15 protein-coding genes are annotated in these 17,356 nt (G+C 54.4%); 9 read left to right on the top strand and 6 right to left on the bottom strand.

The annotated features are described in order from the left end of the window. Positions 1–5 precede the first annotated feature (5 nt). The 7 genes from NBA72_RS12920 (at position 6) to NBA72_RS12890 (ending at position 6,205) form a co-directional block, all read left to right on the top strand. Positions 6–650 (top strand): DUF4310 family protein, encoded by a 645-nt coding sequence (locus tag NBA72_RS12920; RefSeq protein ID WP_000392127.1) that lies wholly within the window; start codon positions 6–8, stop codon positions 648–650. A 58-nt stretch (positions 651–708) separates the two neighbouring features. Then, positions 709–1,842 (top strand): amidohydrolase/deacetylase family metallohydrolase, encoded by a 1,134-nt coding sequence (locus NBA72_RS12915; RefSeq protein WP_042947848.1) that lies wholly within the window; start codon positions 709–711, stop codon positions 1,840–1,842. Continuing rightward, on the top strand, positions 1,826–2,944 hold the full coding sequence (locus tag NBA72_RS12910; protein ID WP_042947845.1) for a DgaE family pyridoxal phosphate-dependent ammonia lyase: 1,119 nt from the start codon (positions 1,826–1,828) through the stop codon (positions 2,942–2,944). The genes NBA72_RS12915 and NBA72_RS12910 overlap by 17 nt, the downstream gene beginning before the upstream one ends. Next, a complete protein-coding gene (gene dagF, locus NBA72_RS12905; RefSeq protein WP_000779248.1) occupies positions 2,941–3,681 on the top strand; it encodes a 2-dehydro-3-deoxy-phosphogluconate aldolase in 741 nt (246 codons plus the stop codon). Before NBA72_RS12910 ends, dagF begins: the two co-directional genes overlap by 4 nt. Positions 3,682–3,697: 16 nt before the next feature. After that, entirely contained in the window at positions 3,698–5,611 is a 1,914-nt protein-coding gene (locus tag NBA72_RS12900; RefSeq protein ID WP_001212156.1) for a BglG family transcription antiterminator, read from the top strand. Positions 5,612–5,688: 77 nt separating this feature from the next. Further along, positions 5,689–5,931 carry a type II toxin-antitoxin system RelB/DinJ family antitoxin gene (locus NBA72_RS12895; protein ID WP_000212724.1) on the top strand — a complete coding sequence of 81 codons (243 nt, stop codon included), beginning with the start codon at positions 5,689–5,691 and terminating at the stop codon, positions 5,929–5,931. After that, on the top strand, positions 5,921–6,205 hold the full coding sequence (locus tag NBA72_RS12890) for a type II toxin-antitoxin system RelE family toxin (protein WP_000220578.1): 285 nt from the start codon (positions 5,921–5,923) through the stop codon (positions 6,203–6,205). Before NBA72_RS12895 ends, NBA72_RS12890 begins: the two co-directional genes overlap by 11 nt. Before the next feature lie 3 nt (positions 6,206–6,208). Here NBA72_RS12890 and nrdG read toward each other — a convergent pair whose 3' ends face one another. From nrdG to treR, 5 genes are all read right to left on the bottom strand, one after another. After that, complete coding sequence (gene nrdG, locus NBA72_RS12885; RefSeq protein ID WP_042947840.1) at positions 6,209–6,673, bottom strand: anaerobic ribonucleoside-triphosphate reductase-activating protein; 465 nt, start codon at positions 6,671–6,673, stop codon at positions 6,209–6,211. A gap of 216 nt (positions 6,674–6,889) precedes the next feature. Then, positions 6,890–9,028, bottom strand: a complete 2,139-nt coding sequence (gene nrdD, locus NBA72_RS12880) for an anaerobic ribonucleoside-triphosphate reductase (protein WP_042947838.1) — start codon at positions 9,026–9,028, stop codon at positions 6,890–6,892. A gap of 408 nt (positions 9,029–9,436) precedes the next feature. After that, positions 9,437–11,089: an alpha,alpha-phosphotrehalase gene (treC, locus tag NBA72_RS12875; RefSeq protein WP_042947835.1), complete on the bottom strand. Its 1,653-nt coding sequence runs from the start codon at positions 11,087–11,089 to the stop codon at positions 9,437–9,439. 49 nt (positions 11,090–11,138) lie between these two features. Beyond that, positions 11,139–12,557 (bottom strand): PTS trehalose transporter subunit IIBC, encoded by a 1,419-nt coding sequence (treB, locus tag NBA72_RS12870; RefSeq protein WP_000048845.1) that lies wholly within the window; start codon positions 12,555–12,557, stop codon positions 11,139–11,141. A gap of 137 nt (positions 12,558–12,694) precedes the next feature. Then, positions 12,695–13,642, bottom strand: coding sequence for a trehalose operon repressor TreR (gene treR, locus NBA72_RS12865; protein WP_042947834.1), 948 nt, complete (start codon positions 13,640–13,642; stop codon positions 12,695–12,697). A 144-nt stretch (positions 13,643–13,786) separates the two neighbouring features. On the opposite strand from treR, the gene mgtL reads away from it, so the two are divergent. Together mgtL and mgtA are read left to right on the top strand one after the other, a co-directional pair. Next, positions 13,787–13,885 (top strand): mgtA regulatory leader peptide MgtL, encoded by a 99-nt coding sequence (gene mgtL / locus NBA72_RS12860; protein WP_105789234.1) that lies wholly within the window; start codon positions 13,787–13,789, stop codon positions 13,883–13,885. A 140-nt stretch (positions 13,886–14,025) separates the two neighbouring features. After that, entirely contained in the window at positions 14,026–16,734 is a 2,709-nt protein-coding gene (gene mgtA / locus NBA72_RS12855; protein ID WP_042947833.1) for a magnesium-translocating P-type ATPase, read from the top strand. A 115-nt stretch (positions 16,735–16,849) separates the two neighbouring features. Here the strand turns inward: mgtA and NBA72_RS12850 are convergent, their stop codons facing one another. After that, positions 16,850–17,296, bottom strand: coding sequence for a transposase (locus NBA72_RS12850; protein WP_000252550.1), 447 nt, complete (start codon positions 17,294–17,296; stop codon positions 16,850–16,852). Positions 17,297–17,356 lie beyond the last annotated feature (60 nt).

Genomic DNA, 17,356 nt, shown 5'->3' with positions numbered 1-17,356 from the left:
CCACAATGGAAGAGAATAAAGGTTTTTGGTATGCCGACTGGTCGTTCCCGATCTTTGTTGGCCTGCTCTCCTCCGGCGTTTTCGCCGGGACGCATATGTACTATCTGTACGGTATCGGCGCATTTAACGAAGTCGCTTTTGTGGCGATGTTGAAAGCGGGGATGGATACCGGCGTCTACGGCGCGGTCGCCGCTTTCGGCGCCAGCTTTTTATTTGCCCGCATTATCGAAGGTTCGCTGGTCGGAATTCTGGATATCGGCGGGGCAATTCAGACCGGCGTGGGCTTAGGGGTTCCGGCGTTACTGCTGGGGGCTGGCTTTGTCTTCCCGGTGGCGAACTTTATCGCTTCGCTGATAACCGGTCTGGTGATTGGCCTGGCGATTGGCTACATCATTATTCTGGCGCGTAAGTTCACCATCAATCAGAGCGACTCCACGTACGGGGCGGACGTCATGATGGGGGCCGGTAACACTTCAGGCCGTTTTCTGGGGCCGTTGATTATCCTCAGCGCCATGACGGCATCGATTCCCATTGGTCTGGGCTCTCTGGTGGGCGCGCTGCTGTTTTATATCTGGCAGAAGCCGATTACCGGCGGCGCGATTTTAGGCGCGATGATCCTCGGTTCCATCTTCCCGATTGCGATTAGCTAACTGTTGATTTGTAGGCCGGATAAGGCGGTTGCGCCGCCATCCGGCAAAGGAGAGAACGATGTTTGATTTACTCCTGCGCCATGCGCGTCTGGTCGATGACACGCTGACTAATATTGCCCTGCAAGATGGCAAAATCGCGGCGTTGGGTGACGTTGATGGTCCGGCGGTGAAAACCATTGACCTGCGCGGCGAGTGTTACGTTAGTGCGGGTTGGATTGATTCTCACGTTCACTGCTACCCGACATCACCGATTTATCACGACGAACCGGACAGCGTGGGTATTGCCACTGGCGTTACCACAGTGGTGGATGCAGGCAGCACTGGCGCAGACGACATTGATGATTTCTATGCTCTGACACGTCAGGCGACCACCGACGTTTATGCGCTGCTGAATGTTTCACGCGTTGGGCTTATTGCCCAAAACGAGCTGGCTAACATGGCCAATATTGACGCCGATGCGGTCCGGCAGGCGGTAAAACGCCACCCGGATTTTATCGTCGGCCTCAAGGCGCGGATGAGCAGCAGCGTGGTAGGCGTTAACGGCATCACGCCGCTGGAACGCGCTAAAGCCATGCAGCAAGAAAACGGCAACCTGCCGTTGATGGTGCATATTGGCAATAACCCGCCGGATCTGGACGAAATCGCGGAGCGTCTGACGGCGGGCGATATCATTACCCACTGTTACAACGGTAAGCCGAACCGTATTCTTCGGCCTGACGGCGAGCTGCGCGCCTCGGTGACACGAGCGCTGGCGCGCGGCGTGCGTCTGGACGTCGGACATGGTACCGCCAGCCTGAGCTTTGCGGTGGCGAAACGCGCCATTAGCCTGGGGATTTTACCGCATACCATCAGTTCCGATATCTACTGCCGTAACCGCATCAATGGCCCGGTGCATTCGCTGGCTAATGTGATGTCGAAATTCCTCACCATCGGCATGTCGCTGCCGCAGGTCATTGCGTGCGTGACGGCCAATGCCGCCGATAGCCTGAATCTGAAAACCAAAGGTCGTCTTCAGCCAGGTCTGGATGCCGACCTGACCCTCTTTACACTTAAACGCCAGCCCACCGTGTTGGTAGACGCGGAAAACGACAGCTTACAGGCTGAAGAATTGCTGACGCCGCTTGCCGCGATACGCGCAGGCAAGGGCTATATGACCGAACAAGGGAGCGCGGAACATGCCTTCGATTTTTGAGAAGTATCAATTAAAACAGGTGATTAACGTCTCCGGACGTATGACGGCGCTCGGCGTCTCTACGCCGCGCCCGGAAGTGATAGACGCGGCGATGGCCGGAATGAATCAGTATTTCGAGATGAAAGATCTGGTGAATAAAACCGGCGAGTACATTGCGAAATTGCTGGAGGTGGAAGGGGCGACGGTAGTCTCCTGCGCCAGTGCGGGCCTTGCCCAGTCGGTTGCCGCGGTCCTGGTTCAGGACAGTGACTGGCTGCTGGAAAACCTGCACGTTACACAGATTGAAAATAACGAAATCGTCCTGCCAAAGGGCCACAACGTCAACTTTGGCGCGCCGGTGGGAACGATGGTGGCGCTGGGCGGCGGCAAACTGGTGGAAGCCGGTTACGCCAACGAATGTTCCGCCGCGCAGTTGGCGGCGGCCATTACGCCGCGCACGGCGGCTATTCTCTATATCAAATCTCACCACTGCGTACAGAAAAGTATGCTCAGCGTGGAGCAGGCTGCGGTGGTGGCGCGTACGCATAATCTCCCGCTGATTGTGGACGCGGCGGCGGAAGAAGATTTGCAGTGCTACTACCGCGTGGGCGCAGATCTCGTTATCTATAGCGGCGCGAAAGCGATTGAAGGGCCGACCAGCGGGCTGGTGATTGGTAAAACGCAGTATGTTGAGTGGGTAAAACGTCAGTCAGCGGGCATAGGCCGGGCGATGAAGGTCGGCAAAGAGGGAATTGTTGGCCTGACCTGTGCCATTGAATTGTACCTGCGGGCGCAAAAAGAGAGCGGCGCGGAGATGGTAGAAAAAATGGCGCCCTTTATCGACACGTTGAACACGTTTAACGGCGTCAGCGCCCGCGTGGTGTGGGACAGCGCCGGACGCGACATCGCGCGCACGGAAATTAAGTTTGATGAAGCCGTTACTGGCATCGCCACAGGCGAACTGGTCGACGCGCTGAAGCAAGGGGAATACGCGATTTACTTTCGCGGATACAAAGCCAACGAAGGGATTATTGAAGCGGATGTCCGCAGCGTCGATCGCGCGCAGTTAGCGATTGTGGCGCGTCGTATTGGCGAGGTGATTAATCAGGAGAAAAAAGCATGAAACTGACCCCTAACTTTTACCGCGATCGCGTTTGCCTGAACGTACTGGCCGGTTCGAAAGATAACGCCCGGGAAATCTACGCGGCGGCGGAAGGTCATGTGCTGGTTGGCGTGCTCTCCAAAGACTATCCGGATGTGGCAAGCGCAGTCGCGGATATGCGTGAATATGCGGCGCTTATCGACAATGCGCTCTCCGTGGGGCTGGGGGCGGGCGATCCTAACCAGTCGGCGATGGTGAGCGAAATCTCGCGTCAGGTACAGCCGCAGCATGTCAACCAGGTGTTTACCGGCGTAGGGACCAGTCGGGCGCTGCTGGGGCAAAATGAGACGGTGGTGAACGGTCTTGTCTCGCCGACCGGCACGCCGGGACTGGTGAAAATTTCCACCGGCCCGCTAAGCAGCCGCGCGCCGGACGGCATCGTACCCATAGAAACGGCGATTGCGCTACTCAAAGACATGGGCGGCAGCTCCGTTAAATACTTTCCGATGGGAGGACTCACCTGTCGCGACGAGTATAAAGCGGTGGCTGACGCCTGCGCCCGCCATGATTTCTGGCTGGAACCGACGGGCGGTATCGATCTGGAAAACTTCGCCGAGATTCTGCACATCGCCCTTGATGCAGGTGTAAGCAAAATCATTCCTCACATTTATAGTTCGATTATTGATAAGGTGAGCGGCAACACCCGTGCGGACGATGTGCGTCAGTTACTCGCTATCGTCCGGTCGCGTGTCGGCTAATCATGAGGAGAGAGACGTGCGATTCCCCAACCAACGTTTAGCGCAGCTATTTGCGATGCTGCAAAACGAGACGCTGCCGCAGGACGAGCTGGCGCAGCGGTTGTCGGTCTCCACGCGTACCGTTCGGGCGGATATCGCCGCGCTGAACATGTTGCTGACGCCGCATGGTGTGCAATTTACTCTCAGCCGCGGCAACGGGTATCAGCTCAAAATTGATGATCCGGCACGTTATCAATCCCTGCAAACGCAGCAATCTCCCACGCTGGCGCGCGGTCCGCGCACCAGCCAGGAGCGGATACACTACTTGCTGGCGCGTTTTTTAACCTCCGCCTTCTCGCTGAAGCTGGAGGATTTAGCAGATGAATGGTTTGTCAGCCGTGCGACGTTGCAGAACGATATGGCGGACGTACGCGAGCATTTGCTGCGTTATCATCTGACGCTGGAAACGCGTCCGCGTCATGGCATGAAATTGTTTGGCGGAGAGATGGCGATTCGCGCCTGTCTGACCGACCTTTTATGGACACTGGCGCAGCAGGAGCCCTCCCATCCGTTAATCGTTAGTACCACGCTGAACACCGAGGTGTCTCAACGGCTGCAGTCTCTTTTGCCGGATATTTTCTCTCATTGTCAAATCCGCCTGACCGATGAGGGCGAGCTGTTTCTGCGTTTGTACTGCGCGGTGGCGGTACGGCGTATTCGCGAGGGGTATCCGTTATCGGAATGCGTGGCAGAGGAGGTCGATGAAAAAGTGCGCCATGCGGCGCATGAGATTGCGGAGCTACTACAACAGCTTGCCGACAAGCCGCTGTCGGAGCCGGAAGTAAGCTGGCTGAAGGTGCATATTGCCGCCCGCCAGGTACAGGAGATTGCCCCCAGCGCCATTAATGCCGATGATGAAGAGGCGCTGGTGCGCTATATCCTCAATTTTATTAATACCCAGTACAACTATAACCTGTTGAATGATAAACAGCTTCACGCGGACTTGCTGACCCACATCAAAACGATGATCACCCGCGTGCGCTACCAGATCATGATCCCCAACCCACTACTGGAAAATATTAAGCAGCACTATCCGATGGCGTGGGATATGACGTTGGCGGCGATATCGAGTTGGGGGAAATACACGCCGTATACCATTAGCGAAAACGAAATCGGTTTTCTGGTGCTGCATATTGGCGTTGGGCTGGAACGTAGTTACAACATTGGCTACCAGCGGCAGCCACAGGTACTGCTGGTGTGCGATGCTGGTAATGCGATGGTGCGGATGATTGAAGCGGTACTGGCGCGGAAATACCCGCAGATTGAGATTGCCCGCACTCTGACGCTACGCGACTATGAGGCGCGGGACAGCATTGTGGAGGATTTTGTGATTTCCACAGCGCGGATCGGCGAAAAAGATAAACCGGTCATTATGATCGCGCCCTTTCCTACCGACTATCAATTGGAGCAGATCGGTAAGCTGGTGCTGGTGGACAGAACCCGTCCGTGGATGCTGGATAAATATTTCGATGCCTCGCATTTTCGCATTGTGGAAGGGGAAATAGATCAACAGACGCTGTTTAAAACGCTGTGCGATCAGTTGCACGAGGAAGGCTTTGTTGATGCGGCGTTTCTCGATTCGGTTATTGAACGTGAAGCTATCGTCAGTACGTTATTAGGCGACGGGATTGCCTTGCCACACGCGCTGGGGCTGCTGGCGAAGAAAACGGTGGTTTATACGGTGCTCGCGCCGCAGGGGATTGCCTGGGGTGATGAAACGGCGCACGTTATTTTTTTACTCGCCATCAGCAAAAGTGAATATGAAGAGGCGATGGCCATCTACGATATTTTCGTCACTTTCCTGCGCGAACGCGCCATGACGCGCCTCTGCGCATGTCAGAATTTTACGCAATTTAAAACGGTCGCGATGGAGTGCGTGAGTCGTTTTTGAGAGGCGTTATCCAGAATTCGATGTAATGCGAATGTAATGCTAAACTGCATTACACATTCGATTTTACTGGAGGCATAATGGCCACGCTGAACGTCCGTCTGGATGACAAACTCAAAAATGAGGCTTATGCCGTGCTGGAAAAACTGAACATTACTCCAACGGAAGCCGTGCGATTACTGTTCCAGTACGTCGCGGAAACGGGGCGCATGCCAGTGAAAACCGTCACTCTTAGCGACAGTGAAGATGCATTGATTCAGACAGTTCGGGAGAGGCTGTCTAGTCCGCAAAAGGGAATCAAGGTTAGTCTGGATGACTTATGAACTGGAATTCGACCCGAGGGCCTTAAAAGAGTGGCATAAGCTGGGCGATACGGTGAAGGCTCAGCTTAAGAAAAAGTTGGCTGATGTGCTATTGAACCCCAGAATCGACTCTGCCCGTTTAAACGGTCTTCCTGACTGCTATAAAATTAAGCTTAAATCGTCCGGTTATCGTCTGGTGTACCAGGTTCGGGATGACGTTGTGATTGTGTTTGTTGTCGCGGTCGGTAAGCGAGAACATTCAGCCGTCTATCACGATGCAAACAAACGGCTTTAGCGATCAACGCAAATGATGCACTACCTGGTTGCTGCTACCGCGCCAGATAAGCGCCGGGTCTTTCAGATCCTGCACAAATTTGCCATCGACCAGCACGTTGATGAGATCGACTACCTGCATTTGCGCGGCGTTGAGTTCATCGAGCTTGTAGCCGGTCCACACCCAGATATCTTTCCCCGGGCACTCTGCGCGGATGCGTTGTACCAGTGCCAGGATATCCGGTACGTTTTGCGGATGCAGCGGATCGCCGCCCGACAGCGAGATCCCCTGACGGTGAATGCGCGTGTCGTTCAGATCGGCAATGATCTTATTTTCCATCTCTTTGGTAAACGGCTGGCCGGAATTGAGCCGCCAGGTGCTTTTGTTATAGCAGCCAGGGCATTCATGCACGCACCCTGACACAAACAGGGTGCAGCGGGTGCCGGGGCCGTTAACGATGTCGACGGGATAGTATTGATGAAAGTTCATGTTTCCTCGTTGCATTTGGCGCTGTAGCGGCGTTGGCCGCTCTCACTTACCCAGGTCACTTACTTATGTAAGCTCCCTGGGATTCGTTCGTTTGCCGCCTTGCTACAACACCAACTGCTTAGAGGAAACTCATGAAATTGGAACTATAGCCAGCGGTTGTAGGCCGGATAAGGTGTTTACACCGCCATCCGGCATTTACGCATTGCAAACGGAGGATTAACCTATCTGCCCGTTGCCTAAATGCTTCACGCGGCGCTTCACTTCTTCCTGCTTACCGGCGTTAAACGGGCGTGCGTCCGGGCTGCCTAAATAACCGCACACGCGGCGGGTGACCGAGACGCGTGCGGCGTCGTGGTTGCCGCATTTCGGGCAGGTGAAACCTTTACTGGTACATTCGAACTCGCCGGTAAAGCCGCACTCGTAGCATTCATCGATCGGCGTGTTGGTGCCGTAATACGGTACATGCTGATAGCTGTAATCCCAGACATCTTCCAGCGCTTTCAGGTTGTGCTGAATGTTCGGGTATTCGCCGTAGCAAATGAAACCCCCGTTCGCCAGCGGCGGATACGGCGCTTCGAAATCGATTTTGTCGTACGGGTTAACCTTCTTCTCCACGTCGAGGTGGAAGCTGTTGGTGTAGTAACCTTTATCGGTTACGCCCGGCACCACGCCGAACTCGGCGGTATCCAGACGGCAGAAGCGGTCACAGAGGTTTTCACTTGGCGTGCTGTACAGACTAAAGCCGTAGCCGGTCTCTTCTTTCCACTGATCCACGGCCTGGCGCAGACGCTCCACAATCGCGATGCCTTTAGCGCGAAGTTGCTCGCTGTCGTACAGGTGTTCGCCGCCGAACAGCGCGTTAATGGTTTCATGGATACCAATGTAGCCCAGAGAGATGGACGCACGACCATTTTTAAAGATTTCAGACACGTTGTCGTCCGCTTTCAGCCGCACGCCGCAGGCGCCTTCCATATACAGGATAGGCGCGACGCGGGCTTTCACGCCTTCAAGGCGGGCGATACGGGTCATCAGCGCCTTCCGCGCCAGCGCCAGACGTTCATCCAGCAGTTTCCAGAATGCGGTTTCGTCGCCTTTTGCTTCCAGCGCGATGCGCGGCAGGTTAAGGCTAATCACGCCCAGGTTGTTACGCCCGTCATGGATCTGCTCGCCGTTTTCGTTCTCCCACACGCCGAGGAAGCTGCGGCAGCCCATTGGCGTTTTGAACGAACCGGTGACTTTGACCACCTGATCGTAGTTGAGGATGTCCGGATACATGCGCTTGCTCGCGCACTCCAGCGCCAGTTGTTTAATGTCGTAGTTCGGATCGCCAAACTTGTGGTTCAAACCATCGCGGATAGCGAAGACCAGTTTCGGGAACACGGCGGTTTTGCGATTTTTACCCAGACCGGCGATACGGTTACGCAAAATAGACGCCTGGATCAGACGCGACTCCCAACTGGTGCCGAGGCCAAAACCAAAGGTCACGAAAGGCGTCTGGCCGTTAGCGGTGTGCAGCGTGTTAACTTCGTACTCCAGCGACTGGAAGGCGTCGTAGCACTCTTTTTCGGTGCGAGAACGCGCATACCCTTCGGCATCCGGGATCTGCCACTCATCGGCGGTTTTGCGGTGCTTGTTATAGCTTTCGGTGACAAACGGCGACAGCACTTCGTCGATACGGTTAATGGTGGTGCCGCCATAAATATGGCTGGCGACCTGCGCGATAATCTGCGCGGTAACGGCAGTGGCGGTAGAGATAGATTTTGGCGGTTCGATCTCGGCGTTACCCATCTTAAAGCCCTGGGTCAACATGCCTTTCAGGTCGATCAACATACAGTTGAACATCGGGAAGAACGGCGAATAGTCGAGATCGTGATAGTGGATATCGCCGCGCTCATGCGCTTGTACTACGTCACGCGGCAACAGGTGCTGGCGGGCATAGTGTTTGGCGACAATCCCGGCCAGCAAATCGCGCTGGGTGGGAATGACTTTACTGTCTTTGTTGGCGTTTTCATTGAGCAACGCGGAGTTAGTTTGCTCTACCAGGCCGCGAATTTCCTGGTTCAGACGACCACGCTTTTCACGCTGAATGTCGCGATCGTGACGGTATTCGATGTAGGCGCGGGCAAGCTGTTTGTACGGGCCGGACATCAGTTGGTTTTCAACCGCAGTTTGGATCTCGTTAATATCCACCTGACTGCGTGCGTTCATTTGGCTGCTAACGACTTCTGCGACGGTGGCACAGTAATCTGCGTCATCGACTCCCGCTGCTTTAGCTGCACGTAGAATGGCTTCCTTAATGCGCTCTGATTTGAATGGCACTTTACAGCCATCTCGTTTCATCACATGCGGTGTCATGATCACTCCATATTTGTAAGAACAGGTTATCCACAGAGGCCGGGGAAGCCATAACAGGTTTATTCATCTCTTTTCCAACGACTTCCCGCAATCCTGACCCAGGTTATCCACAATTCACCTTGTGTCGAGTGAACAGGTGTTGTAGCAATTGTAGTCAATTAATACAACATATTGGGTCGGCGTGCATTTTAAAGTCTATATGTAGTGATTTGCATCAAGGATGTTTGCAATTTTATTGATGTAGAACAAGGTAAAAATCAGAGCGTACAGATGGCGGGCGCTGTAGCGTTTGTAAAAGATAGCAAGAAAAATCTGATTAATTATTCAACAAAAACAGTCAGTAACCTGGAGCAACGCCACAGCCCGTGTCAATAGGTTTGTGGCGTTTATCCGTATAAGGACGTCGCGTTAGCGTTGTAACCACCAGATGGCTTCAAATGGGCGGAGCGTCATCGCGGCTGGCTGGCTGGCGACCTCGCCATAATTGTGCAGTAGCGCCTGCCACTGTCCTTTGATATGCGGTGGATGCCACTCCTGGCACTGGTCGCTCAGATTGGCGACAACCAGCAGGGCTTGCCCCTGCCACTGGCGGCGATAACACCATACTGATGGGCTATCCGGGAGGAGATCCTGATAATCGCCCCAGATCAGTACAGGCTGGGTTTTACGTAGCGCAATCAGCTTTTGATAGGTGTAAAACACCGAGTTTTCATCGCGTAATGCTGCCGCGACGTTAACCTCCGTATAGTTATCGCACAGGCTTATCCACGGCTCGCCCTGGGTGAAACCGGCGTTTTTACCGTGGTCCCACTGCATCGGCGTGCGGCTGTTGTCGCGGGATTTACTGGCCAGGATAGCCAGTAGTTCGTCGGGGTCGCGTCCGGCGGCGCGTAGCGCGGCAAACATGTTATGGCTTTCCACGTCGCGATAATCGGTGATGCGGGTAAAGTGTGGGTTGGTCATGCCGATTTCTTCGCCCTGATAGATATAAGGCGTCCCTTGCATACCGTGCAGCGCCATCGCCAACATTTTCGCGGCTGGAATACGGTATTCACCCTCGTCGCCAAAGCGGGAAACGATGCGCGGCTGATCGTGATTACACCAGAATAACGCGTTCCAGGCGACGTTATGCATCCCCTGTTGCCAGTGGCGGAACAACGCTTTCAGCGCCACATAATCAGGTTTTGCCAGCGTCCACTTTTCGCCATTGGGGTAATCCACCTTCAGATGATGAAAATTGAAGGTCATCGAGAGTTCGTCGCCGCTAAGCGCGGCATATTGCTGGCAGTTTTCCAGCGTGGTAGAGGACATTTCGCCTACCGTCATCAGATTACGCGGCGTAAAAACGTCACGGTTCATTTCGCGTAAAAACGTATGCGCGCGCGGTCCGTCGGTATAAAAGCGGCGTCCGTCGCCCGTCGGATCGTCAGGAAAATCCTGATCTTTGGCGATCAGGTTCACCACGTCCAGACGCAGGCCATCCACGCCGCGATCGGCCCAGAATTCGCAGACCTTTTTCAGCTCGGCGCGCACGGCGGGGTTTTCCCAGTTCAGGTCGGCCTGTTCAGGCGCGAAAAGGTGTAAATAGTATTGTTCGCTTTGGCTATGCCAGCGCCAGGCGCTGCCGCCAAATTTGGATTGCCAGTTATTCGGGCAGACATCCGGCGTGCCATCGCGCCAGATATAAAACTGACGGTATGGACTCTCTTTGTTCAGCGCTTCGCGAAACCAGGCGTGCTGGGTAGAAGTATGGTTAAACACCATATCCAGGATGATGCGAATACCGCGTATTTTCGCCTGCGCGACCAGCTCGTCAAAATCATCCAGCGTGCCGTAGGTCGGGTCGATAGCCGTATAATTTGCGACGTCATAACCGTTATCCACCTGCGGCGAGATATAAAACGGCGTGAGCCAGATGGCATCTACGCCGAGTCGCTGTAGATAGTCAAGGCGCTGCGTGACGCCGCGTAAATCGCCGGTGCCGCTGCCGGTCGTGTCCTGAAAACTTTTCGGGTAGATCTGATAAATAACGCCGTTTTGCCACCAGAGGGGAATAGTCATTGTTGTTTCCTGCAAGTGCGTTGGGACGCAACTGCGCCCCGAAGAAGAATTAGACAATTTGTAATGTGCCCTGACGATGCTTACGCTGATAGATAAAGGTGGTCAGAATCACCGGGATCACGATCGCGATAACCATCGCCATGCCGTACACCTGCCAGTAGCGCGGCGGTATAGACAGGATGCCCGGCAGGCCGCCCACGCCGATACCGTTGGCGATGACGCCGTTCAGACCGCAGAGCAGTCCCGCCAGACCAGATCCGATCATCGCGCACAGCATCGGAAAACGATACTTCAGGTTGATACCGTACATCGCCGGTTCGGTTACCCCAAGGTAAGCGGAAATGGCGGCAGGAACGGAGATCTCGCGTTCATTGTGTTTACGGCTGGAGATGATGATACCCACCACGGCGGAGGCCTGCGCGATATTCGACAGCGCAATCAGCGGCCAGACTGGCGTACCGCCCATGCTCTGGATCATCTGCATATCGATAGCGAGCGTTGTCTGGTGGACACCGGTAATGACCAACGGGGCATACAGGAAGCCGAACAGCGCCGCGCCTATCGGGGCGAAACTGCCGGTCATCAGATAACGTACCGCAAAGGCCACGCCGTCGCCGATCATACGACCAAAGGGGCCGATAAAGGTGTGGGCGAGAAAGACGGCCAGTATCAACGAACACACCGGGACGACGACCAGGTAGAGATAATCCGGCACGATGCGTTTCAACCGCGTTTCAATAAACCCAAGCGCCAGCCCTGCCAGTAGCGCCGGGATAACCTGCGCCTGGTAGCCCACTTTCTCAATGCTAAATAAGCCGAAGTTCCAGACGTCTGGCGTTTGCTGGCCCAGCAGATACGCATTCATCAACTGCGGCGACACCAGCGTCACGCCGAGCACGATACCAAGAATCGGCGTGCCGCCCATTTTTTTCACCGCCGACCAGCAGATCCCCACCGGCAGATAGAAAAAGATCGCTTCGCCGATCAACCATAAAAAATCATAAAGCGTTTTTAGCGCCGGATGCATCTGCGCCAGCGTTTGGCCGTTGCTCATCGGCACATCGCCGATCACGTTACGAAAGCCTAAGATCAAACCGCCGCTGATCAACGCCGGTAGTAGCGGAAAGAAGATCTCCGCAAAGTGGGAAATTAACTGCTCATGCCACTTCATGTTCTGGCGAGCGGCTTTTTTGGCCTGCTCTTTATCAGCATACGCTTTGCCGGTGGTCTCCAGCAGCGCGTTATAGTAATCGCCAACGTCGGTGCCAATCACCACCTGAAACTGACCAGCGTTGGTGAAACAACCTTTAACCATCGGTAATTGTTCGATCTCTTTTGGCCTGGCGTTCGCGGGCTGGTGGAGCACAAAGCGCAGGCGAGTAATGCAGTGGCTCACCGTGGCTATGTTGTCGCGCCCGCCGACCAGGTTAATCAGCCGGTCGATATCGGCTTGTTTTACTTTGCTCATCGTAAAGCCTCATGGCAGAGGAGGTATGTTATGGGTTGGCGCAAGAGTATCTCTTCAACGTTGGTTTAAAAATGGGAACGTTCCCGAAACGCTGCGACGATCACAAATTACTCGTGGTATTCCGTTTAATCAGTCACTCAGGCGAGGGTAGAAGGAATGACGATCCGGCGCGGATCGCAGCGGCCATTGATCTGTTCGATCAGTTGCGAAGCCGCCTGCCGTCCGGCTTCAGCATAGCCAGGATCGACAGTGACGATCTCCGGGTACAGGAATTTTATCAGCGGCGTGTTCCCGACGCTTGCCAGTTGCAGCGTCTCAATACGTTGCTCCTGTAAATACTTGCTGGCGCCCAACGCCAGCGTATCGGTGGCGCAGACTAACGCGGTGGTATCCGGCATGATGACGCTTGCTGTATGCTCATAACCCTGCTTCATGGCAAGACCGGGCAGGGCGGCGACGGGGTGAAGTTTATGTTTTTTGCAAAACGCCAGGTATGCGTCATGCCGACGTTTGCCGGTGGTAATATCGCTATGGGGAACGCCCAGAAAGCTAATGTTGCGGTGTCCCTGCTCATACAGCCGCTGCATAAGGATATGAATCGCGCCCTCGTCGTCGTAACAGACGGAGGCAAAACCTTGCGCATCTCTTGCCAGCAGCACCAGCGAGGCTTTCCAGGGGGCGATCAGCTCTTCTGTGATGCCGGTAAAGCCAAACAGCACCACGCCATCAATGTTACGTCGTCTGAGCATGCCCAGATGTTCCATTACCAGCGTCGGCGAGAACTGGCTTTCCATCATAATAGGGTCGTAGCCCTGTTCATAAAACGCAGGCAGCATGGTCTGAACCGCGAGGTTTTCAGACAACGAATCAAGGCGAGTGACGATAATAGCGACCACTTTATCGCTTTGTCCCCGCATCGCGCGGGCGGAGCGGGACGGGGAGAAACCGTGTTGATTCATCACCGCTTCGACACGCTCGCGGGTACGTTCGCTTACGCCGCTTTCATTGTTAAGCACGCGGGAAACGGTTGATTTCCCTACGCCGCTCAGGCGGGCGATGTCTTTGATAGTGAGCCGGTTTTGCATCCTGTTTTCCCGTGGCGTGACGCTGATGGTGATAAAAAGAGTAACTTTACTCAAGCGAAGGGCAATGGGCAAAGTCTGGTTTATCGTTGGTTTAATTACGTAACGGTATGATACCGCCATAATTGCCACAAAACTTATGGATTTATGCGTATAATCCGCGGCGCAAATTATTTACTTACCGGAGGCGACATGGACCCTGAACCCACCCCTCTCCCGCGATGGAGAATTTTCCTTTTCCGGTAAGCCTGCCTCTGCTGTCTTACCGGTGTGTAAGACAGTGACACAATAACGTCCCTGTTTTTATTTAAACATTGCTCATCGGGCAAGGCTTTGCCGCGCCTGAAGAATTTTCTGCGCCTGACTTCGGCGCGGAGGGATTACCTATGCTAAAAACCATTACCCGCCAGCTTTTTGCCCGGCTTAATCGTCATTTGCCTTATCGTCTGGTTCACCGCGATCCGCTGCCCGGCGCGCAGACCGCGGTAAATGCGACTATCCCGCCTTCGCTGAGCGAGCGCTGTCTGAAAGTCGCGGCAATGGAGCAGGAGACTCTCTGGCGCGTTTTTGATACGCACCCGGAGGGATTAAACGCTGCCGAGGTGACGCGCGCGCGTGAAAAGCATGGCGAAAACCGCCTTCCGGCACAGAAACCCTCGCCGTGGTGGGTGCATCTGTGGGTATGTTATCGCAATCCTTTCAACATATTACTCACGATTCTTGGCGGCATTTCTTATGCCACGGAGGATCTGTTTGCCGCAGGCGTTATCGCCCTGATGGTCGGTATCTCAACGCTGCTGAATTTTGTGCAGGAAGCGCGCTCGACAAAAGCGGCGGACGCGCTAAAAGCGATGGTGAGCAATACCGCTACCGTACTGCGGGTTATTAATGAAAATGGCGAAAACGTCTGGCTGGAATTACCCATCGATCAACTGGTGCCCGGCGATATTATTAAGCTGGCGGCGGGGGATATGATCCCGGCGGATTTACGGATTATCCAGGCGCGCGATCTGTTTGTCGCCCAGGCGTCGCTGACCGGCGAATCTCTGCCGGTCGAGAAAGTCGCCGCGACGCGTGAGCCCCGGCAAAATAACCCGCTTGAGTGCGACACGCTGTGCTTTATGGGGACGAACGTCGTGAGCGGAACGGCGCAGGCCGTGGTGATGGCGACCGGCGCCGACACCTGGTTTGGTCAATTGGCGGGGCGCGTTTCGGAACAAGATAACGAGCAGAACGCTTTCCAGAAAGGAATTAGCCGCGTCAGTATGTTGCTGATCCGCTTTATGCTGGTCATGGCGCCGGTAGTACTGATTATTAATGGTTACACGAAAGGTGACTGGTGGGAAGCGGCGCTATTTGCGCTTTCGGTAGCGGTAGGGCTCACCCCGGAAATGTTGCCGATGATCGTCACCTCCACCCTCGCGCGCGGGGCGGTGAAGCTCTCGAAACAGAAAGTTATCGTGAAGCACCTTGATGCGATTCAGAACTTCGGCGCGATGGATATTCTGTGCACCGATAAAACCGGCACACTGACGCAGGACAAAATTGTGCTGGAGAATCATACGGATATTTCTGGTAAGCCCAGCGAGCATGTACTGCATTGCGCCTGGCTGAACAGCCATTATCAGACCGGTCTAAAAAATTTACTGGATACGGCGGTCCTGGAGGGAGTAGACGAAACCGCCGCGCGTCAGCTCTCCGGACGCTGGCAGAAAATCGATGAGATTCCGTTTGATTTTGAGCGTCGCCGGATGTCGGTGGTGGTCGCCGAAGATTCGAACGTGCATCAACTGGTCTGCAAAGGCGCGTTACAGGAGATCCTGAGCGTGTGTACTCAGGTGCGCCACAACGGCGATATTGTGCCGCTGGACGACAATATGCTGCGCCGGGTGAAACGCGTTACCGACACGCTGAACCGTCAGGGGCTACGCGTGGTCGCCGTCGCGACCAAATACCTGCCTGCGCGTGAGGGCGATTACCAGCGTATCGATGAATCTGACCTGATCCTGGAAGGGTATATCGCTTTTCTCGATCCGCCGAAAGAGACCACCGCGCCGGCGCTGAAAGCGCTGAAGGCGAGCGGAATTACGGTGAAAATTCTCACCGGCGACAGCGAGCTGGTAGCGGCAAAAGTTTGCCATGAGGTTGGGCTGGATGCGGGCGATGTCATTATTGGCAGTGATATTGAAGGGTTAAGCGACGACGCGCTGGCGGCGCTGGCCGCCCGTACGACGTTGTTTGCGCGTCTGACGCCGATGCATAAAGAGCGCATCGTCACTTTACTCAAACGCGAGGGGCATGTGGTCGGTTTTATGGGCGACGGGATTAACGATGCTCCGGCGTTGCGGGCGGCGGATATTGGTATCTCGGTAGATGGCGCGGTGGACATCGCCCGTGAAGCCGCCGATATTATCCTGCTGGAAAAGAGCCTGATGGTGCTGGAAGAAGGCGTCATTGAAGGTCGTCGTACTTTTTCTAATATGTTGAAATATATCAAGATGACGGCCAGCTCAAATTTCGGTAACGTGTTTAGCGTGCTGGTAGCGAGCGCCTTTTTGCCGTTCCTGCCAATGCTGCCGCTGCACTTGCTGATTCAAAACCTGCTGTACGATGTATCCCAGGTGGCGATTCCGTTTGATAATGTCGATGAAGAACAAATTCAAAAGCCGCAGCGCTGGAATCCGGCGGATTTGGGGCGCTTTATGGTCTTTTTCGGTCCGATCAGCTCGATTTTCGACATTTTGACCTTTTGTCTGATGTGGTGGGTATTTCATGCGAATACGCCAGAAACGCAAACTTTGTTCCAGTCCGGCTGGTTTGTGGTGGGATTACTGTCGCAAACGCTGATTGTGCATATGATCCGTACCCGCCGTCTGCCGTTTATTCAAAGTCGCGCCGCCTGGCCGCTGATGGCGATGACGTTGTTGGTGATGGTGGTGGGAGTTTCGTTGCCGTTTTCGCCGCTGGCGTCTTACCTGCAGTTGCAGGCGCTGCCGTTAAGCTATTTCCCGTGGCTGATTGCCATTCTGGCGGGCTATATGACGTTAACCCAGTTAGTGAAAGGGTTTTACAGCCGACGTTATGGCTGGCAGTAAACACTTTCGTCGGGGATTCGCCAGCGTGCTTAATCCCCGATATCGCTAACCAGGTCAGATGCCCGTAAAGCTCGACAAGTTTAACGCGATCGGCTTTATCTTTAAATTTCAGGGCTTATTCAAGCAACTGTAGAATGCTATATGCAGGCATAAAAAAGAGGAATGTCCAGCTAAGTTTGTAAAATACATTCTCTGCCCCCGAGCCAGAACGAGAGGAGGAGATGTCCCACCGCCGGATATGTTTTGCGGATATGCGACGAAAGCGGCGAATATAGCTAATGCAATAAACTAAGTAAGGAGGAATCGCTAAGGCGGCAGTGGGTTTAGGAAACATAAGGGTAAGCAATATGGCTGCGACAATGAAGCATAAAAAGACTATCTTCGCGGTAGATTCTATCTGTTTTAATTCCTGGCGTATGCTTTCAGCATGTTTCTCCTGCCAGCGACGGAGCGTGCTGTTGCTAAATCCATATTCTTCGCACAACGCCTTATTCGGTACGCCGTTTTTCGACTGTTGCAGAAAATCGGCTATTTGTTCCTCGGTAAAACGCGATCTTACCATTGCCGCCTCTCCATGGCTGTTGGTGCCCCGAACCGGGCAAACTTGCGCCGCCCGGCGGGG

Source organism: Salmonella sp. NW1250 (assembly GCF_051812965.1).
GTDB lineage: Bacteria > Pseudomonadota > Gammaproteobacteria > Enterobacterales > Enterobacteriaceae > Salmonella > Salmonella enterica.
This window is presented reverse-complemented; position numbering and strand designations above follow the sequence as displayed.